Below are 20,216 nucleotides of genomic sequence, written 5' to 3' on the forward strand. Positions count from 1 at the left end.
TGGTTACACTATATAGATGTCAGACGTTTTTTGTTTGCATTTAGGGTCATCTCGTCTACTCTTATTACCAGTGATAGAAGCTTCCATGAGTTTTTTTGTTTTATCGGCTTCAAGGTATTTGTTCATAGCTGCATCGTTCGATTTCAGGGTGTCATTAATTTGGTCGTTTATAACAAATCCAGCGGTCTCTAGCATTTCAATGGTTGTTCTATGATCCCAAATTCCATCTTGCAAAACAATTTCTTCTCCGTCGCGGCGCATGTAGTTTTCATCTAAAATTAGATTATTAGAACCTAGTCGTCCGCGTCTTGCGCCCGAATAAGATTCATCAATTAATTTATGTAGTACCTTAGTTTCAAAGAGATCACCTTCTTGTAACTTAAGAGAAAGTAACTCATCGTTAAGATTAATAGTCTTTTCGTTACAAATATTTAGTGGCTGAACACTAACTACAAGTTCTACAACTCTCTTGGTTGAGAATTGGTCGATGATAAACTCTTTTTTGCTCTCACTGCCGTCATATATATTTATTCCAATTACAGAAGAAATCCCCATAGTTACTGCGCCTGTATAATTCATTAGTTTTACCCGAATAGAGGCTACATCAAATTCGTCTTGGTAAACTTTATCTGGATCTTTAGGTAAGAACTCAGCAAATATTGAATAGTGAGTTCCATTAGAGGCTTCGCTAAAAATAGGATTTAAACTAGTCTTTTTTCCAGCTGTTGGATGATTTCCGTTGCGAAGGAGTAAATTGAATCTGTGGTTTTCATGTGCCATATTGAGGGATTTTAAGGATGTTACTAAGTGCAAATACGTTAAAAATTAGAAGTAAGTACATACCCACTACTGGGTATATTCTCAACCAAAACTTAATAGAACCAAATTAACTTAGGTTAAAATACGTGAAGATTTGGGGAGTTAATCAATGCCAAGGTAGCAGTAACTCTTCGATTTCACAAATTGCTAAAACACAATTATTTTTGTATAGATAAACCCGTTTGTGCTACTGTTTCAGTAGAAATTTTAGAAGTAGTAAAACAGCAACAAAGGCTAAAAATCCGACTAATACCCATAAACTATTCTTGTATTGTTTTTGGTGTAGCTTTCTGTCTTTACGATACATAACTATAATTACGAGCGTAAAAGCAACTACAAAAAAAAGGGCGAATATTAATTGTCCGGTAGATATCATACGAGAATATTGACGTGATTGCAAAAATACAAGTTTATGGACAATCTATGGTTGAAAAGTTTATGAGGGTGCCAATAAATTACTGAAGGACTTTCAATATTTTTGAAACTTAAATGCATTATAATCATGAAAAATAAGATAGACGCAGTACACCAATTTCATACAGCTTTCAAATTAGGCATAAAAGATGCGCCTGTAGCCGATTTAGGAACAAAAAAGAACCTACTTCGTTATGAACTAATGCGCGAAGAAAACGAAGAATACTTAGAGGCTGCAAACAATAATGATTTGGTAGAGGTAGCAGATGCTTTAGGGGATATGCTTTACATTTTGTGCGGTACCATTATTGAGCATGGTATGCAACATAAAATCGAGGAGGTCTTTAACGAAATACAGCGAAGCAATATGAGTAAATTAGGTGCAGATGGTGCTCCTATTTATCGAGAAGATGGTAAGGTTTTAAAGGGGCCAAACTACTTTAAGCCAAATATTCAGAAAATTTTGGACGCTAACTAATCGTTCGCAATTGGGTATCTCCAGCCAAAAGGATCTTCACTACGATTGTATTGAATATCCATTAATTGTTGCTTAAACTTGGTAGCGTAGCTGTCATCTTGCTTTTGAAGATCATATACTTTATCATTGTAGCCAAAAGCACTCACAGGGCTAATCACGGCTGCAGTACCACTCCCAAATATTTCTTTTAAACTTCCGTTATTGGCAGCGTCTACCAATTCCGAAACAGCTAAGCGGCGAACATCAACATCAATACCAGCACGTTCTGCTAGGGATATAACACTTTTACGCGTTATTCCATCTAAAATTCTATCACTTGTAGGTGCAGTAATTAAGGTGTCATTAATCCTGAAGAATACATTCATCGTACCCGCCTCTTCAAGGTATTTATGCTCATTAGAATCTGTCCAGACTACTTGCTGAAATCCTTTTTCTCGCGCCAAATTTGTTGGGTAGAATTGAGCTCCATAGTTTCCAGCAGCTTTAGCCGCTCCAACACCACCGTCTGCAGAACGACTGTACTTTTGTGCAATAGTTACACGAACATCACCCGTGTAGTATGCCTTAACAGGTGATAAAAGAATTATAAATTTATACTCGTCTGAAGGTGAGGCAGAAACACCTACCTGTGTTGCCATGGCAAAAGGTCTTATATAAAGCGAATTTCCAACTCCAGATTGCACCCAGCCTTTATCTAGGTCTAACAATTTATGCAATGCTTCAAAGAAAATATCACGTGGGAATTCAGGAATTGCCATGCGTTTTGATGACTTATTGATGCGCTCAAAATTTTGCTCAGGGCGAAATAGAAAAACTTCACCGTTATCGTCTTTATAGGCCTTCATTCCTTCAAAAACCGCTTGCCCATAGTGAAATACTTTGGCGGCGGGTGATATGGTTAGAGGACCATATGGGACAATAGCAGGGTTGTGCCATGCTCCATCCTTAAAATCACAAACAAACATGTGATCGGTAAAGGTGCTGCCGAAAGTCAGATTGTCAAAATCAACTTCTGCGAGTCTTGAATTAGTTACTTTAGTTACCGAAATATTTGCTGTGCTTGTGTTCATTTAATAGGAAAGGGTTAGACTGCAAAATTAACGAAAAAATAGTGGTAAAAAAATCCAAAAATTTCATAAAATTGCACTATCTTATAAACTGACACCCTTAAAATTATTGGTATGAAAAAGTTGATTTTTGCTTGCGTCTCTATTTTAGTGCTAAGCAGCTGTAATAATAATACAAAAGTAGAAAATGAAGAGACTGTAGAGACTTTAGAAGTTACTACTGAAACTGCTAGCGATATGGCTTATCAATCTTTTGGTGAGAAAATTTCTGCCGACAATGTATTATCTCAAAATGACATGTATGAGAAGTACAAAAATTTAAAGCCAGGAGATACAGTTGATGTTAAATTTGCTGCAGAAGTAAAAAGTGTATGTCAGAGCAAGGGTTGCTGGATGCGTTTAGACGTTGGTGAAGAAGAGGCAATGATTAAGTTTAAAGACTATGGCTTTTTTATGCCTAAAGATATTGCTGGTGACGAAGTAATTGTTCGTGGAGTGGCTTTTATAGATGAAATGAGCGTAGAAGACCAACGCCACTTCGCCGAAGATGCTGGTAAGTCTAAAGAAGAAATTGCTCTCATCACAGAACCAAAGCGCACTTTATCTTTTACGGCAGACGGAGTTCTAATCGCCGAGAATCAATAAGTTTTGAAGCGTGAATTCTTAGTCACTGGAGATGGTTCAACCACCATACATCTACCAGACTGGAATGAACAATATCACTCTAAGCACGGCGCAATTGCCGAAGCTAAGCATGTTTTTATTGAGGCCGGATTACAATTTTATGTAGCTGAAAACCCAACACCTCAAATTTCGATCTTAGAAATTGGTTTTGGAACGGGCCTAAATGCGCTGGTTACTTATGCCGAAAGTAAAAAGTTGGGTGTAGACATTACGTATGTTGGTGTAGAAGCGTACCCCGTTTCACATACGGAAGTAGAACACTTAAACTATGCTGGTTTAACTAATATTTCCGAAGCTATTTTTAAAACGCTTCATACTGCACCTTGGGAAGAAAACACGAAGATTGCTAGTCATTTTAATTTGTTGAAACGTAAGCAGTTTTTTTCTGAAATTTCAGAACAAGACAGCTATAATCTTATCTATTTCGATGCGTTTGGAGCTCGTGTACAACCAGAGTTATGGACTGAAGAGATCTTCGAAATTATGTATAAAGCCTTGCGTCAAGCTGGTGTGTTAGTAACATATGCCGCAAAAGGCAGTGTACGTCGCGCGATGCAAGCTGTTGGATTTACTGTAGAACGCCTTCCCGGACCTCCAGGCAAACGTGAAATGTTACGGGCTACGAAAAGCACGTAATATTCGAGATTTTCTCAGATGTTACGGGCTACGAAAAGCACGTAATATTCGAGATTTCCTCAGATGTTACGGGCTACGAAAAGCACGTAATATTCGAGATTTCCTCAGATGTTACGGGCTACGAAAAGCACGTAATATTTGAAGAGCAAGAAAGCAGTTACTAATTTATATAGAGATGCCTATAAATTAAACGTTTACTCACCACTTTCACACTGAGTCTGTCAAAGTGCATAACTCATTACAAATACTAATGTTCCGTTAATCTCCTTAGGTTTCTGTAAGCATCGCCGTACCTTTATATTGCTATAAAAGAAATATGAAAGTCTTAATTACTGGTGCCACAGGACTTATTGGAAATCAACTTACTCAATCGTTGCTAGAGATTGGGGTAAAGGTTAATTACCTCACAACATCCAAAGAAAAAATTGTCAATCGAGAGGATTACAAAGGCTTTTATTGGAATCCGAGCAAAAATGAAATAGACACTGCTGCCTTTAATGAGGTGACCGCAATAATACATCTCGTAGGAGCTACTATAGCAAAAAGATGGACCAAACAGTACAAACAAACTATTCTAGATAGCAGGGTTGGTACGGCAAATTTATTGTTCGATACCCTTCAGCATATAGACCATACAATTACTCATTTCATTTCGGCAAGCGGCATTAGTGTTTATCCAAGTGATAAATCGAAGCTTTATACAGAAGATGATCCCGACGTTGCAAATACATTTCTTGGAGATGTAGTTGTAGCATGGGAAAAAGCCGCAGACCAATTTAAATCGTTGGGTATGCGCGTTGCCAAAGTAAGAACAGGCGTTGTTTTTGCAGAAGGAGAAGGAGCGTTCGAGAAGATAAAAAAGCCTATTGAGAAAGGGTTTGGGGCACCATTAGGTTCTGGAGAGCAATGGATATCTTGGATACACCTTGAAGATATTGCCGGATGTTATGTACATATTTTAAAACATGGTTTTCAGGGCGTGTACAATGCCGTAGCTCCAAATCCAGTTACTAATAAGAACCTTACATTTAAGATTGCTGCTGCCTTAGACAAGAATATTTGGCTGCCTAACGTTCCTAGTTTTGTATTAAAAATAGTCTTAGGAGAAATGGCGAGTTTGGTGCTTGAAAGTCAGTTAGTGAGTAGTAAAAAAATTGTGTCAGCTGGGTATAATTTTCACTTTATAAATCCTAACTATTTGGTTAAAAAATTGATATAAAAAAACCGCTTCGGAATTTACAAAGCGGTTTTTTATAAGTGTTTTGACGATTAACTTTTCTCAGCGTATACTTCAATCTGTAATTCCATATCGTCGCTAATAAATTTATCTCCAAGATTGTCAAAAATAGATTTCGATCCGTAATTAACATCCCAAAGGGTTCTGTCTAGGGTAAATTTCTTACTCTTTAAAAACATGGTTTCGCCAGGGTAGCTTACCGTAGCAGGAAACTCAATATTGTTAGTTTTTCCTTTAATCGTTAAATTACCCTTTACTGTTGGGTTATATTGATCTCCTTCTATACTTGTTATTACAAAACTAGCTGTAGGAAATTCGTTAACGTTAAAAAAGTCTCCTTCTTTTCCTTCAACGGTACCCATTAAGTGACTTTCAAGGTTTTCTTTTCCATTTCCAGCTTCCAAATCGGTTACTGTAATACTCTTCATATCTATGGTAAATTTTCCTGCTCCCATAGTTCTATCAGTTACTGATACGCTACCATCTGCAATAGCAATGGTTCCTGTGTGTGTACCTCCCGGTTTGCTTCCAGACCAAGAGATTTTTGACTTAGAAGAATCTACTGAGTACATTACTGCAGCATTATCAACTACTGCTTCGGCTTCGGCTTCACCAGTTTTAGCTTCTTTGCCGTTATTACAAGCACTAAATAAAGTAGCGACACCTAGAGCAATGGTAAAAAGTGTGATGTGTTTTTTCATTGTGATGGTTTATAAATTTTTTTATCGTGTCAAAAATAGATTTTAAGAAATGCATTCCTCTTAAAAAAATATTAAATAAAGCAATGACATTATGACATTTTTGCTGAAATGGCAGTACTTTTGCAGCTTTCAGAAAAAATAAAAACACGCTTTTATGAGCAAGAAAGATAAAAATCAGGTGAAAGATCAAGAAGGGGATGTGGTAACACAAGAGGCTTCAAGTAAAGAAACTATTGAAACAAAAGGAAATGAAGATGAGAAGCAGGATGAGATAACACTCTTGAACGAACAAGTGGCAACAGAAAAAGATCGTTATTTACGTCTTTTTGCCGATTTCGAAAATTATAAAAAGAGAACGGGAAGGGAAAGAATAGAACTCTTTAAAACTGCTAGTCAAGAAGTAATGGTAGCATTGCTTCCTATTCTGGATGATTTTGATAGAGCCCTTGCAGAAATCAAGAAAAGTGAAGATGATGACCACTTTACGGGGGTTAATTTAATTAATACCAAGCTTCGTGAAACCTTAAAATTGAAAGGTCTAGAGCCAATTGATACAAAACAAGGTGAAACTTTTGACGCCGAAATACACGAAGCAATTACACAAATTCCCGCACCAGATAAAAAACTGAAAGGTAAAATTATTGACGTCGTAGAACGAGGATATACCTTGGGCGATAAAATAATACGCTTTCCTAAAGTAGTGATAGGACAATAAGATGAAAGAAGATTTTTACGAAATATTAGGAATTTCAAAAGGAGCCTCTGCAGCTGAAATAAAAAAGGCCTATAGAAAAAAGGCTATTGAATTTCACCCAGACAAGAATCCAGGCGATGAAAAAGCCGAGGAAAACTTTAAAAAAGCAGCAGAAGCGTACGAAGTTCTAAGCGACCCTAACAAGAAGGCTCGCTACGATCAATACGGTCACCAAGCTTTCGAAGGCGGAGGTTTTGGCGGCGGTGGCGGCATGAATATGGAAGATATATTCAGCCAATTTGGAGACATTTTTGGCGGCGGAGGCGGAGGCTTTGGCGGTTTTAGTGGCTTCGGCGGCTTTGGTGGCGGAGGAACACGAACTGTGAAAGGAAGTAATCTTCGTATTCGAGTGAAACTTACCTTGGAAGAAATTGCCAATGGAGTTGAGAAAAAGATAAAAGTTAAACGCAAGAAGCAGGCACAAGGCACTACCTATAAAACTTGTACAACCTGTAATGGGGCGGGCCAGGTAACGCGTATTCAGAATACTATTTTAGGGCGTATGCAAACGTCCGCAACCTGCTCTACCTGTAGTGGTGCAGGGCAAATTATAGACAAGAAACCTGCTAATGCAGACGCGCAAGGAATGTTAACAACCGAAGACACTGTGAGCATTAAAATACCTGCAGGAGTTGTAGATGGTATGCAGCTGAAAGTTTCTGGTAAAGGAAACGCTGCGCCAGGTAATGGTATTTCTGGAGACTTGTTAGTAGCTATTGAAGAACTACCACATGATAGCTTACAAAGAGAAGGCGATAATTTGCATTACGATTTATACGTAAGCTTTTCTGAAGCTGCGTTGGGAGCTTCAAAAGAAATAGATACAGTTACAGGAAAAGTGCGTATAAAAATTGAAGCCGGTGTTCAGAGCGGTAAGATTTTGAGATTACGAAATAAAGGGATACCAAGTATTAATGGGTATGGAACAGGTGATTTATTAGTGCACGTAAACGTTTGGACACCTAAGTCTCTTACCAAAGAACAGAAAGAGTTTTTTGAAAAGATGAGTACCGATTTGCATTTTCAACCCAATCCTGAGAAAGAAGATAAATCGTTTTTTGAGAAGGTAAAGGATATGTTTTCTTAACTAAACGTTAATTAATTTATTTTACCTATATTTGGGTATCGCTTATTTATTTAAGTGATATTTTCTTTTTCATAGCAATTTTTTTCCCATCCTTGAATTCATTTGAGGGTGGGTTTTGTTTTTAAAGGAATCTGCAAAAATCATTTCCACCTTTCTTTAAAAAATAGTAACAAAAACTAAACTTCGTCTACTAATAGCAAGTAATTATATAGTGTTAATTGTAGTGTTGAGTTTTACAATTCAATATCTTTACTTCTTCTTACAAAAACTATGGAAAAACTACTGGTTGCAGAAAACGTTTCAAAAGCATTTGGTGAATTTAAAGCCTTAAATAACGTCTCTATTGAAGTGCCAAAAGGAAGCGTTTTTGGACTTTTAGGTCCAAATGGGGCAGGAAAAACAACCCTTATACGTATCATTAACCAGATAACTATGCCAGATACAGGTAAGGTTTTCTTAGATGGAGAGCTTCTTCGGCCAGAGCACATACAAAATATTGGGTATTTACCAGAAGAACGTGGCTTGTACAAGTCTATGAAAGTAGGTGAGCAGGCCTTGTATCTTGCACAATTAAAAGGACTATCTAAGGCTGAGGCAAAAACCCGATTAAAATACTGGTTTGACCGTTTAGAAATTGGAGATTGGTGGAATAAAAAGATTCAAGAGCTCTCTAAAGGAATGGCTCAAAAAATTCAATTTGTTGTAACTGTTTTACACGAACCTAAATTGCTCATTTTTGATGAGCCTTTTAGTGGTTTCGACCCCATTAACGCGAATTTAATTAAAGACGAAATTTTAAAACTTAGAGACGATGGTGCAACAGTTATCTTCTCTACCCATAGAATGGAATCTGTAGAGGAAATGTGTGATCATATAGCCTTAATTAATAAGTCGAATAAAATATTAGATGGAAGGCTAATTGATATTAAAAGAGCTTATAAAAATAATACTTATGAGGTTGGACTGGTAACAGAGAATCATGATACTGTTTCTGCACAATTGAAAGAGCGATTTGAGCTATCACCTGCTTCTTTTAAAACCATTAATAATGAACTACAGTACAAAATAAAAATTCCTGAAAATGCTACAGCCAATGAATTGGTGAGTTTCCTTACACAACATGGACAGCTTACACATTTTGTAGAAGTGATACCTTCTGCTAGCGATATCTTTATTGAAACTGTAAATAACAACTAATATTTCCGTAGTATGAACCACTTATCACTTATTATAAAAAGAGAATATCTTACAAAGGTTCGAAATAAATCGTTCATTATCATGACGTTTTTAAGTCCGCTAATAATGGTAGGTCTCTTTACATTGGTGGGTTATTTGTCTCAACTAAACAGTGATAAAGTGCGAGTAATTTCCGTGCTAGATCAAAGCGGGTTGTTTGTAGAACAATTTGAAAGTTCAGATAATTTAAAATATGAAACTTTAGAAGGGTTAACGCTTTCCGAAGCAAAAAAAATAACAGAAGAAAATGGAGACTACGGTCTGCTCTACATTCCTAACAACAACAATATAGACGAACTGGCCAAAAGCATAACCTTTTATTCTGAAGATTCGCCATCGCTTGGTACCTTAAACGATATTGAAAGAGCCATACGCGACAAGGCAAACACGATAAAACTAACTGAAGCAAATATTGATGCGGAGCGAATTAAAGAATTACGCGTAACCGTAGATACCCAACTAGAAACCTTTAAAGGTGAAGAAACCTCTAAGTTGGGCTCAGGAATTAAGTTGGTCTTTGGCGGACTAGCAGGCTATTTGTTATTTATGTTTATCATTATCTACGGAAATATGATAATGCGAAGTGTTATAGAAGAAAAAACAAGTCGCATAATAGAGGTAATTGTATCTTCGGTAAAACCAATTAAATTATTGCTTGGAAAGATAATTGGCACCTCTCTTGCCGGCGTTACACAGTTTGGTGCCTGGGTTGTGGTCATGGGAATACTTTCTGCTATTATACCTCTTGTTTTTGGAATTGATATCACCGCAATGCAAGAGCAACAAATGCAGGCTGTCTCTCAAGCCTCAGAATCTGGAATTGAGTCAATCATTGCTGAAGGCTATATAGAAATTCAAAAATTACCGATTGCCAATTTAATAGTAATGTTTCTTTTCTTTTTTGTGGGAGGATATCTCTTATATGCTTCCTTATATGCAGCTATTGGCGCAGCGGTAGATAGCGAGACAGACACTCAGCAATTTATGTTACCCTTGCTTATGCCTTTAATTTTGGCCGTGTACGTTGGTTTCTTTACGGTTATCGATAACCCGCATGGTACTGTAAGTCAGGTATTCTCTTACATTCCGTTTACTTCTCCTGTTGTAATGCTTATGCGTATACCGTTTGGTGTTCCGCTATGGCAACAAATTATTTCATTAGTTATTTTATTTGCTACCTTTATTGGCACCGTGTGGTTTGCTGCCAAAATTTACCGTGTTGGGATTTTAATGTACGGTAAGAAGGCAAGTTATAAAGAATTAGCAAAATGGCTTAAATATTAGAAATGTTTCAGGATACAGAAAACGTTACAGAAAAAATTGAAGAAGTAGTAAAAGAAGACATTTGGGGAGCAATTAAGGAGTTTCTTGAGTGGGGTTTTCACTTTGGTAAGGACGACAAAGAAGTGCATATTACCATTGGGTTACTTCTCATTGTTACTGTTTCTTTTGTAGTCTCGGGATTTATTCTAAAATGGATTCGCCGCCTTTTTACACGTAAGATGGAAGAGGTTGATAAACTAAAGTTTATTAGCGTTTTCAAATTCATTAAGTACATCACTTACATTGTAGTTGTTTTTGCCTCACTTAGTTTGGCAGGCTTTAATATAACACCTTTTCTAGCAGCTTCGGCAGCACTTTTAGTTGGTTTAGGACTTGCGCTTCAAGAGCTCTTTCAGGATATAATAGGTGGAATTTTTATAATTATCGATAAGTCTTTATTAGTAGGGGACATCATTGAGGTCGATGGAAAAGTTGGACGCGTAATCGACATTAAATTGCGTACTACAAGAGCAATTACTAGGGATGATAAGATTATTATTATTCCCAACCACAAATTTATAACCGATACCATTTTTAATTATACCCAAAATCATAAAACTACACGAGAATCTGTGGCAGTGGGTGTTGCCTACGGAAGCGATACGCGTTTGGTAGAAAGGTTATTGCTAGAAGCATTAACAAATCAGAAAGGTGTATTAAAATCTCCGAAGCCTTTTGTGCTTTTTGAAGATTTTGGAGATTCGTCACTTAATTTTAGAGTGTGCTTTTTTGTAAACAATAGTTTTATAGACCCCTATGTAAAGAGCGATATTAGATTTACAATAGATACACTTTTCCGTAAAAATAATATCACTATCCCGTTCCCACAGCGCGATGTACACTTATTTACACAGCCAGCGCCTAGTGAGTAACATTACTAAGAAATTATATTTTATGACTATGCTAACAGTAGGATTCATTCTGCTTGCCTATTTTTAACATTCATTAAAATACCTAAATGAATCTAACTTCAAAATCACATCAGTTACTGTTGCTTTTGGCGATGGTGACTATACCTTCAGTTTCATTAGCGCAACTTACAGACCTTGCACGCGTAGAATACACTTACTTTCCTCAAGACGATTCAGAAAACTCTTTTAAGAGATTTCGTGCTTTTGCGAATGTACCTGTGCAGATAAATGATGACGCATATATTGTAACTGGTTTGGAGTATAGAAACGTAAATGTATCTTTGGGAGATCCACTTCCGTTTGCAACAACAGATAATGAACGCTTTCAGAATTTTGTGCTTACGGTTGGCTTTACCGATAAACTAGAAAGTGGTTGGCGTTATGCCATACAAGGAGAAGCCCGATTGGCATCAAATTTTCAAAGTAGCATTGTAAGTGATGACTATGTTTTTGGAGGAAGTTTTTATTTTATAAAAGATAGAACAGGTAAAAAAATGGAGACCCCTCCAGAGAAACCTTGGAGACTTGTATTAGGGCTTAATTATTCTACGACAGCTGGTCGCCCATTTCCACTTCCATTTATAAATTATTACAGAGAGTTCGCACCAAAATGGTCTTTTGGCTTAGGTGTGCCGAAATCTAATATAAAATTTGAATTCGTTAAAGATATGAAGCTACAAGGCTTTGTGACCTTAGACGGATTTTTTGCAAATATTCAAGAAAATGTTCCCATACAAGGAACTAATTTGGTTGGAGAAAATATTTCAATGACTACCTTGTTGTCAGGTATTGGTTATGAATGGGAGTTTATGGATCATTTGGTGTTTTATATTTATGGAGGTCATACTATAATTAACGATATTCGTTTAAGAGATAGCAAGGGTAATGATGTTTACACCATTAATGACCAAAATAATTTCTACGGAAGAACGGGGATAAAACTAAAAGTATAATTATGTCTAGAATACTTATAATTGAAGACGAAGCGGCTATTAGGCGTGTATTGGTAAAAATTCTAACTGAAGAAAATGAAGGGTACCAAGTAACCGAAGCCGAAGACGGCCTAGCTGGTATTGAAATCATCAAGAAAGAAGATTTCGATTTGGTACTTTGCGATATTAAAATGCCTAAAATGGACGGTGTTGAAGTGCTCGAAGCCATAAAAAAAATCAAACCAGAAACCCCAATAGTAATGATTTCTGGACACGGCGATTTAGATACTGCCGTAAATACAATGCGCTTAGGGGCCTTTGACTATATTTCAAAACCACCAGATTTAAACAGACTGCTCAATACAGTTCGTATTGCTCTAGACAGAAAAGAACTGGTTGTAGAAAATACCCGTCTTAAGAAAAAGGTAGGTAAAAATTATGAAATGGTTGGGGAGAGTGATGCTATTCAACAAATAAAAGAAATGATTGAAAAGGTAGCGCCCACAGAAGCCCGTGTGCTTATTACTGGCCCTAATGGAACAGGAAAAGAACTCGTGGCGCATTGGTTACACCAAAAAAGTGACCGTTCTAAAGGACCAATGATAGAGGTAAATTGCGCGGCAATACCAAGCGAATTAATTGAAAGTGAATTGTTTGGTCACGTAAAAGGAGCTTTTACTTCTGCAAATAAAGATAGAGCTGGTAAGTTTGAAGCTGCTAATGGAGGTACCATTTTCTTAGATGAAGTAGGAGACATGAGTTTATCTGCACAAGCCAAAGTGTTACGTGCATTACAAGAGAATAAAGTTCAGCGTGTGGGTAGTGATAAAGATATTAAAGTGAATGTTCGGGTACTTGCAGCAACCAATAAAGACCTTATGAAGGAGATTTCAGAAGGAAATTTTAGAGAAGATTTATACCATCGTTTGGCAGTAATCTTGGTAAAAGTACCTGCACTAAACGATCGTAGAGATGACATCCCAATACTGGTAGATTATTTCACTAAAAAAATTGCCGGTGAACATGGTACTGCACAAAAGAAGTTTTCTGACAATGCTCTTAAAAAATTGAAAGAATACGATTGGACGGGGAACATTAGAGAATTACGTAACGTAGTAGAAAGACTTATCATTTTAGGCGGCGCCGAAGTGAGTGAAGAAGATGTGAAATTATTTGCAACAAAATAAAGTATGAAACCAATTACTATTTCAGATTATAAGATTGAAACGCAAGTAGCAATTACAGATTTGCAAACTCACGAAGATTTCAATGCTTCAAAGAAAGAACTAGAAAAAGCCCTCGAAAATACTAGGGAGCAACTCGGTGAATTACAAGATACGCTCTACGCCCATGGCAAATATGCAGTTTTAGTATGCCTACAGGGAATGGACACGGCAGGAAAAGATAGCTTAATAAGAGAAGTGTTTAAAGATTTTAATGCCCGAGGGGTAGTGGTTCATAGTTTTAAAGTACCTACAGATCTAGAAAAAAAACACGATTATTTATGGAGACATTATATTGCCTTACCCGCAAGAGGTAAATTTGGTGTTTTTAATCGAACGCACTACGAAAATGTACTAGTAACAAGAGTTCATCCAGCTTACATCTTAGGAGAAAACTTACCCGATGTGCAAAGTACAGAGGCAATTACCGAAACATTCTGGGATAAAAGGTTTGAGCAGATTAATGCCTTCGAAAAAACCATCGCCCAAAACGGCACACTTATTTTTAAGTTTTTTCTAAACCTCTCTAAAGAAGAGCAAAAAAACAGACTGTTACGCCGTCTAGATAAACCTAATAAACGCTGGAAATTTTCTCCAGGCGATTTAAAAGAACGTAAACTCTGGGATACATACATGAGCTGTTATCAAGACATTTTAAATAGAACCTCTCATGGTCATGCACCTTGGTATGCAATTCCGGCAGACAATAAACCCGCGGCACGTTACATTGTGGCAAGTCTATTGTTACAAGAATTACAAAAATACAACGATATAAAAGAGCCGCCGTTAGATCCCGAAGTTGAAGCTAGCATTAACGACTATAAAGAACAATTGAGAAACGAATAGCAGAAAGGCTCTTAGCCATGTTTATATAGAAGTTCTTCGGAAACTTTCTGAAACTTGAAACGATTTTATACCTATGAAAAAATACACAGTACTTTTAAGTTTATACGTTCTTTGCTTCTCGTTTAGCAACGCTCAAAAGGTGAATCAGGCAGATTCTACCCAACTTCGAAATATCTACGACATGGCTTTGCTTAACGGAAAAAGCTACGATTGGTTAGATTACCTGTCTAATGAAATTGGAGGAAGACTTTCTGGATCTGTACAAGCAGATCGCGCCGTTCGATATACAGAAGCTGAGCTAAACGAACTCGGACTAGATAAAGTTTGGTTGCAACCTGTAATGGTGCCTAAATGGACCCGCGGATTCAAAGAGTATGCCTACATTGAAACAGCACCAGGTAGAACATCTATTGTCAATATTTGTGCCTTAGGTGGCTCTGTTGCAACAAATGCCACGGGCCTAAAAGCCGAAATAATAGAAGTTCAAAATTTTGAAGATTTAGAACGCTACGGTAGAGAAAAAATTGAAGGAAAAATAGTTTTTTATAACAGACCCATGCAGGCCAACGTAATACAGACATTTGAGGCTTATGGAGGTTGTGTAGATCAGCGATACGCCGGCGCTATGGAAGCTGCAAAATACGGTGCCGTAGGTATTGTAGTGCGTTCAATGAATTTAAGACAAGACGATTTTCCACATACAGGCGCCATGAGTTACGGCGATACACCACCAGAACAACGTATACCTGCTTGTGCCATTAGTACGAACGACGCCGATTTTTTAAGCAATGCACTTTCTATAAAACCTGATCTGAAATTTTACTTTAAACAAAGCTGTAAGACGCATGAAGACGTAGAGTCTTTTAATGTTATTGGTGAAATTACCGGTTCGGTATATCCAGATAAATATATTGTAGTAGGAGGTCATTTAGATTCTTGGGACCTTGGCGATGGTTCTCACGATGACGGCGCAGGCTGTGTACAATCTATGGAAGTATTACGTATACTAAAAAAGTTAAATTATAAACCTAAGCATAGCATTCGGGTAGTACTTTTTATGAATGAAGAAAACGGACTTCGCGGGGGAAGAAAATATGCTGAACAAGCCGTTCTAAATAAAGAGAAGCATATTTTTGCGCTAGAAAGTGATGCCGGCGGATTTACACCGCGCGGATTTTCATTTGATACAGATGATGCTAATTTTGCTCAAATTGAAAGCTGGAAACCTCTGTTTAAACCCTACCTTATTCATTATTTTGAAAAAGGAGGTAGCGGCGCAGATATTGGTCCGTTAAAAGATGGCACTATTGTGCTTGCAGGATTACGCCCAGATTCACAACGCTATTTTGATTACCACCATGCTGAAAACGATACGTTTGATGCTGTAAACAAGCGAGAACTAGAACTTGGAGGAGCAACCATGACAAGCCTAATCTATCTTATAGATAAGTACGGTATTAAAAACGATATGACCGACGTAAAGAAGTAAGTTAGCTAAAGCACTTTTCAAAACTTTACATAACTCGTTAGTTCTTGCAATAAATTTACTTTATGTAAACAGATCTTTGCTAAAAAACGCTTTCAATACTACAAAACAATGAGCTTCCTAAAAGCAGAATGGCGAAGGTTAGCCATGGCAAACTACAAGGTAGATCCCAAGGTACTGCAACCATATATGCCTTACAAAACGGAACTAGATTTTTATAATAATGTCTGCTATGTTAGTTTGGTTGGCTTTATGTTTAAAAACACCAAAATATTAGGTGTAAAAGTTCCAGGACACGTTCATTTTGAAGAAGTTAATTTACGATTTTATGTACGCTTTAAAGATGAAAATACCTGGAAACGAGGTGTTGTCTTTATAAAAGAAATTGTGCCTAAACACGCCATAACATTTGTTGCCAATACACTTTACAACGAAGTGTACGAAACTAGAAAGATGTCTCATACGTGGAAAGAACAACATAACGAGTTGTTCACATCGTATCGTTGGAAAAATAAACAAGATTGGTTTTCTTTTTCTGTTACTTCGGAAATTCTAGCACAACCCATAGCGCTTAATTCTGAAACTGAATTTATTACAGAACATTATTGGGGATATAATAGAACGTCAGCAAGGAAGACCACAGAATACGAAGTTACCCACCCCAAATGGAACGCCTACAACGTAAAAAGTTACACCATTGATGTAGACTTTGCGAAGGAGTATGGAGAAAGCTTTCGGTTTTTAAATACTGCAGAACCTCTCTCGGTACTGCTGGCAGAAGGTTCGCCAATTACAGTGGAAGGTAAACGAATAATCCGTTAATTACCAACATACCACAAATACCTTTCGTATCAATTTATCTACCTTGATGTAAACCAAAGCCGACCGCTTTTCTTTCGTGACATGCTCAATTTGCTTAATTGCATCTTTAAATGAAATCCAATGATTAATTGCTTCTTCGGGTAGTAGCCATTCTTTTTTCTGCGGAAAAGCATACTGGGCATGGGGGTCTAGGTTACTAAATTCTGTAGCTTTAAGATACGTGCCTGCAACACAGATACGATAAGCTTCAGGTAATAGATTACTGTTATACTGCAGTGGAAGAAATAAAAATGCTTTTAAACAGAGTTTTTGTTCGATGTCTTTTGCTGAAATAGCTAAGCTTTCCAGATTAGGTAGTGTTTCTGGACGATATAGCATAGGAAACTGTTTATTCTTCAATTTTGAAAGCTTGTCTGATAACCTATCCTTTCGGTTAGGACCTATCCATTGTTCTACCAAACTATCGCCAAGCACAGTGTCTAACAAATAAAACTTACAAGCTAACTCAATATGTGTGACGCTTTGGTTGGACTTTTGAAATACGAGATAGTCTATTTCACCCAAGGTTTCTGTAGCACCTTGAATCTGTATGTTTGCTCCTAAAATATCATATTCGGGCGATTCCTTCAAAAGATGCTCAAAGAGAAATTCGGCTTGTTTACCCAGTAATTGTTGCGACGGAAAGTGAACTGAGGAAATTTCCGCGAAAGCGTTATTAAGAAAAAACGAACGATACGGAAATTGGTTAGAAAACAAATCTAACACCGGAATTTTCACAAAATTTTGAAGGAAAGTAGCGCTCATATCTAGCAAGAAAAAGAACCGTCACAAAATATTTCGATGGCAACCCATATAAGTATGTTGATTACTATCCAAACTATTGGAAGTAGGCTAATACATAGCGACCATTTGTGTTTTTTTCTCACAAAAAGTAACCAAGCTACTACAATCGATAGTACTGTAACCACAGGATACGTAAGCATTGCTGTTGCTGCTGCAATGGTCCATGTGCTAGATTCTGAGCCCGGCGCGTCAAACATCATAGGCGAAAATAAGGCCATAAAAAGTGCTGGAAAAAGGGATAAAAACCAGACAATACTCGCAATTATTAAATAGATACGAAGGTTGTTTCTATGTTTATCCATACTCAAAATTAAACTAAATTTGGTGTGTAAATGCAGGTTCGGTTCTCTAACTTTGCTCAAAAATACACAAACTTGCTTCGCCAATATACTAAAGAGTTTAAATACAACATTCGGTTAGCCACACCTGTTATTTTGGGTATGTTGGGGCATACCGTGGTGCAATTAGTAGATAACATTATGGTGGGGCAGCTAGGTACCGCAGAACTGGCAGCCGTTTCATTAGGAAATAGTTTTATGTTTATTGCTATGAGCTTGGGCATTGGTTTTTCTACAGCAATTACGCCATTAGTAGCCGAAGCAGATGGTGAAAATAACTTTGACGCGGGTAAATCATCGTTTAAACATGGCCTATTTTTATGCAGCGTTTTAGGCGTCTTGCTTTTCTTGATGGTATTTGCCGCAAAGCCAATTATGTATGCTATGAGTCAACCCCCTGAAGTGGTAGACCTTGCCATGCCGTACCTCAATTTAGTGGCTGTATCGTTAATTCCACTAGTTATTTTCCAGGCATTTAAGCAGTTTAGTGATGGAATGTCTTTAACCCGCTACCCCATGTATGCAACAATTGCAGCCAATGTGGTTAATATCGTTTTAAACTACATTTTTATCTTCGGAAAGTTCGGAATGCCCGAATTAGGGGTTGTAGGGGCAGCTATTGGCACTTTAGCATCTCGTGTTATTATGGTATTATACCTATGGTATGTGCTCTCTAAGCACTATAAGGCGCGCGATTACGTGCTAAACATTAAAATATTTACCCTCTCAAAGCAAATGTTGAAGAAATTAATCAATCTCGGATTTCCATCTGCATTACAAATGTTTTTTGAAGTGGCAATTTTTACTGCGGCCATTTGGTTGTCGGGTATTTTAGGTAAGAATCCGCAGGCGGCCAACCAGATTGCTCTTAATTTGTCTTCTATGACTTTTATGGTGGCTATGGGCTTTAGTGTGGCGGCAATGATTAGGGTGGGGAATCAAAAAGGGTTACAACGATTTATAGAACTTAGACGTATTGCACTTTCAATATTTTTACTTTCAACTATTCTCGCTGTGGTGTTTGCTATAGTCTTTGTATTATTTCATGAGGTGTTTCCTAAGCTTTATTTAGACTTTGATAACGAACTAGAATTTGCAGATAATTTTGAGGTGGCAAGTATTGCTGCCAAATTATTAATTATTGCCGCCATCTTCCAGATTAGTGATACAGTACAAGTGGTGGCTTTGGGTGTATTACGGGGCATACAGGATGTAAAAATACCAACGGTAATTACGTTCATTGCCTACTGGCTTATTGGGTTTCCAATTTCGTATTATTTAAGCATGCATACCGAGTACGCCAGCGCTGGCATTTGGATTGGGTTATTGGCAGGACTTACTGCTTCTAGTATAATGCTGTATATTAGGTTTCATATCTTGTCAAAAAAGCTAGTTGTTCAGTCTAATACAGGTTAAAATTAGTCACGTTGATTGTACTAAAAGTTGTGGTGAACAATCGTGATCAATTTTCTTTCTATGCTGAAATTATCCTCGGTTATCTGCTCGGGATTTTTTACGTAATTTTACATCAAATTGTACCAACCCAAACGCTATGGAGCTACCTAAATATATACTTGGTGATAATACCGATTACCCTTCAGCTATCTTTGTAATTCATACAGAGTTTCCTCGCTTTGTTATAAATCTTGAAAATGATGAGGTAGAATGGTTAGAGGAGTTTGATAACCACGATAAGAAGGAACTCGAGACAGAAACTGAAAATTATATTCGAGAAGCCACCGAATTTTACGATAGAGAAGTAGCCCGCTACGAAGATGATTGAACAACTCCTTGAATACGATACAGAACTTTTCTTGTTTCTAAACAATCTAGGAACCGAAAATTGGGACGGCTTTTGGCGCATCGTAACCGAAAAATGGTCTTCTATTCCGTTGTACATCGTACTTCTTATACTTATCTACAAACACTATAAACTTAAGGGTACACTTGTTATTCTAGTTTCAGTAGCATTGCTAATAACTGCGGCAGACCAATTAGCGAATTTGTTTAAGTATGTTTTATTTCAACGTCCAAGACCTTGCAGAGTTGAGACTTTACAAGAAGCAATGCGTTTTGTAGCCGATGGTTGCGGACGTTATGGCTACTTTTCTGCACATGCTGCCAATAGTATGGGAGCAGCAGTGTTTCTAGGCTTAGTGCTCCAAAAATGGTACAAATACCTTCCGTTTCTATTGCTTTTCTGGGCAGTGCTTACTGCCTATAGCCGTATTTATTTAGGTGTTCATTATCCGTTAGATATTATTACTGGAATGTTCTTTGGCGGACTTTTAGGATGGCTGTTTTATATACTTCAACAATGGGGGCAACGCAAGTTTAATAAACCTGCAATAAATGATGAATACAGACGCTAGTTCGAAC

Annotated in this window: 22 protein-coding genes; 17 read left to right on the forward strand and 5 right to left on the reverse strand. The window is 37.3% G+C overall.

Features of this window, described 5'->3' with window-relative positions; genetic code table 11:
• Window positions 1–3: 3 nt before the first annotated feature.
• Complete coding sequence (locus tag G5B37_RS13625) at window positions 4–780, reverse strand: hypothetical protein (RefSeq protein WP_164680577.1); 777 nt, start codon at window positions 778–780, stop codon at window positions 4–6.
• A gap of 541 nt (window positions 781–1,321) precedes the next feature.
• Here G5B37_RS13625 and G5B37_RS13635 point away from each other — a divergent pair.
• Complete coding sequence (locus G5B37_RS13635; RefSeq protein ID WP_164680578.1) at window positions 1,322–1,711, forward strand: pyrophosphohydrolase domain-containing protein; 390 nt, start codon at window positions 1,322–1,324, stop codon at window positions 1,709–1,711.
• Here G5B37_RS13635 and G5B37_RS13640 read toward each other — a convergent pair.
• Window positions 1,708–2,781, reverse strand: coding sequence for a branched-chain amino acid aminotransferase (locus G5B37_RS13640; protein ID WP_164680579.1), 1,074 nt, complete (start codon window positions 2,779–2,781; stop codon window positions 1,708–1,710). The genes G5B37_RS13635 and G5B37_RS13640 overlap by 4 nt on opposite strands.
• Before the next feature lie 111 nt (window positions 2,782–2,892).
• Here G5B37_RS13640 and G5B37_RS13645 point away from each other — a divergent pair, with 111 nt between their 5' ends.
• From G5B37_RS13645 to G5B37_RS13655, 3 genes are all read left to right on the forward strand, one after another.
• Window positions 2,893–3,423, forward strand: coding sequence for a DUF4920 domain-containing protein (locus G5B37_RS13645; RefSeq protein WP_164680580.1), 531 nt, complete (start codon window positions 2,893–2,895; stop codon window positions 3,421–3,423).
• A gap of 3 nt (window positions 3,424–3,426) precedes the next feature.
• Window positions 3,427–4,098, forward strand: coding sequence for a tRNA (5-methylaminomethyl-2-thiouridine)(34)-methyltransferase MnmD (mnmD, locus tag G5B37_RS13650; protein ID WP_164680581.1), 672 nt, complete (start codon window positions 3,427–3,429; stop codon window positions 4,096–4,098).
• A gap of 316 nt (window positions 4,099–4,414) precedes the next feature.
• Window positions 4,415–5,317 (forward strand): TIGR01777 family oxidoreductase, encoded by a 903-nt coding sequence (locus G5B37_RS13655; RefSeq protein WP_164680582.1) that lies wholly within the window; start codon window positions 4,415–4,417, stop codon window positions 5,315–5,317.
• A 50-nt stretch (window positions 5,318–5,367) separates the two neighbouring features.
• On the opposite strand, the gene G5B37_RS13660 is transcribed toward G5B37_RS13655, so the two are convergent.
• On the reverse strand, window positions 5,368–6,036 hold the full coding sequence (locus tag G5B37_RS13660; RefSeq protein ID WP_164680583.1) for a YceI family protein: 669 nt from the start codon (window positions 6,034–6,036) through the stop codon (window positions 5,368–5,370).
• 154 nt (window positions 6,037–6,190) lie between these two features.
• Between G5B37_RS13660 and G5B37_RS13665 the strand changes: the two genes are divergently transcribed.
• From G5B37_RS13665 to G5B37_RS13710, 10 genes are all read left to right on the forward strand, one after another.
• The gene (locus G5B37_RS13665) at window positions 6,191–6,751 is read left to right on the forward strand and encodes a nucleotide exchange factor GrpE (RefSeq protein ID WP_164680584.1); all 561 of its coding nucleotides are present in this window, start codon (window positions 6,191–6,193) and stop codon (window positions 6,749–6,751) included.
• A 1-nt stretch (window position 6,752) separates the two neighbouring features.
• A complete protein-coding gene (dnaJ, locus tag G5B37_RS13670; RefSeq protein WP_164680585.1) occupies window positions 6,753–7,877 on the forward strand; it encodes a molecular chaperone DnaJ in 1,125 nt (374 codons plus the stop codon).
• 270 nt (window positions 7,878–8,147) lie between these two features.
• Window positions 8,148–9,074 (forward strand): ABC transporter ATP-binding protein, encoded by a 927-nt coding sequence (locus tag G5B37_RS13675; RefSeq protein WP_164680586.1) that lies wholly within the window; start codon window positions 8,148–8,150, stop codon window positions 9,072–9,074.
• 12 nt (window positions 9,075–9,086) lie between these two features.
• Window positions 9,087–10,397 (forward strand): ABC transporter permease, encoded by a 1,311-nt coding sequence (locus G5B37_RS13680; protein ID WP_164680587.1) that lies wholly within the window; start codon window positions 9,087–9,089, stop codon window positions 10,395–10,397.
• Between the two features lie 2 nt (window positions 10,398–10,399).
• Window positions 10,400–11,308: a mechanosensitive ion channel family protein gene (locus tag G5B37_RS13685; RefSeq protein WP_164680588.1), complete on the forward strand. Its 909-nt coding sequence runs from the start codon at window positions 10,400–10,402 to the stop codon at window positions 11,306–11,308.
• 86 nt (window positions 11,309–11,394) lie between these two features.
• Entirely contained in the window at window positions 11,395–12,300 is a 906-nt protein-coding gene (locus G5B37_RS13690; protein WP_263649803.1) for a DUF6268 family outer membrane beta-barrel protein, read from the forward strand.
• 2 nt (window positions 12,301–12,302) lie between these two features.
• Window positions 12,303–13,466 (forward strand): sigma-54-dependent transcriptional regulator, encoded by a 1,164-nt coding sequence (locus G5B37_RS13695; RefSeq protein WP_164680589.1) that lies wholly within the window; start codon window positions 12,303–12,305, stop codon window positions 13,464–13,466.
• Between the two features lie 3 nt (window positions 13,467–13,469).
• Entirely contained in the window at window positions 13,470–14,348 is an 879-nt protein-coding gene (locus G5B37_RS13700; protein ID WP_164680590.1) for a PPK2 family polyphosphate kinase, read from the forward strand.
• A 73-nt stretch (window positions 14,349–14,421) separates the two neighbouring features.
• Window positions 14,422–15,837, forward strand: coding sequence for a M20/M25/M40 family metallo-hydrolase (locus G5B37_RS13705; protein WP_164680591.1), 1,416 nt, complete (start codon window positions 14,422–14,424; stop codon window positions 15,835–15,837).
• 108 nt (window positions 15,838–15,945) lie between these two features.
• Window positions 15,946–16,656 carry a YqjF family protein gene (locus G5B37_RS13710; RefSeq protein ID WP_164680592.1) on the forward strand — a complete coding sequence of 237 codons (711 nt, stop codon included), beginning with the start codon at window positions 15,946–15,948 and terminating at the stop codon, window positions 16,654–16,656.
• Here G5B37_RS13710 and G5B37_RS13715 read toward each other — a convergent pair whose 3' ends face one another.
• A complete protein-coding gene (locus tag G5B37_RS13715; RefSeq protein WP_164680593.1) occupies window positions 16,657–17,460 on the reverse strand; it encodes a DUF1853 family protein in 804 nt (267 codons plus the stop codon). It lies immediately after the preceding gene.
• A gap of 2 nt (window positions 17,461–17,462) precedes the next feature.
• Window positions 17,463–17,801 carry a hypothetical protein gene (locus G5B37_RS13720; protein WP_164680594.1) on the reverse strand — a complete coding sequence of 113 codons (339 nt, stop codon included), beginning with the start codon at window positions 17,799–17,801 and terminating at the stop codon, window positions 17,463–17,465.
• A gap of 72 nt (window positions 17,802–17,873) precedes the next feature.
• On the opposite strand from G5B37_RS13720, the gene G5B37_RS13725 reads away from it, so the two are divergent.
• The 3 genes from G5B37_RS13725 (at window position 17,874) to G5B37_RS13735 (ending at window position 20,209) form a co-directional block, all read left to right on the forward strand.
• Complete coding sequence (locus G5B37_RS13725) at window positions 17,874–19,253, forward strand: MATE family efflux transporter (protein ID WP_263649804.1); 1,380 nt, start codon at window positions 17,874–17,876, stop codon at window positions 19,251–19,253.
• A gap of 136 nt (window positions 19,254–19,389) precedes the next feature.
• Window positions 19,390–19,620, forward strand: a complete 231-nt coding sequence (locus G5B37_RS13730; protein WP_164680596.1) for a hypothetical protein — start codon at window positions 19,390–19,392, stop codon at window positions 19,618–19,620.
• On the forward strand, window positions 19,613–20,209 hold the full coding sequence (locus G5B37_RS13735) for a phosphatase PAP2 family protein (protein WP_164680597.1): 597 nt from the start codon (window positions 19,613–19,615) through the stop codon (window positions 20,207–20,209). Before G5B37_RS13730 ends, G5B37_RS13735 begins: the two co-directional genes overlap by 8 nt.
• Window positions 20,210–20,216: the final 7 nt, after the last annotated feature.

Source organism: Rasiella rasia, assembly GCF_011044175.1.
Classification (GTDB): domain Bacteria; phylum Bacteroidota; class Bacteroidia; order Flavobacteriales; family Flavobacteriaceae; genus Marinirhabdus; species Marinirhabdus rasia.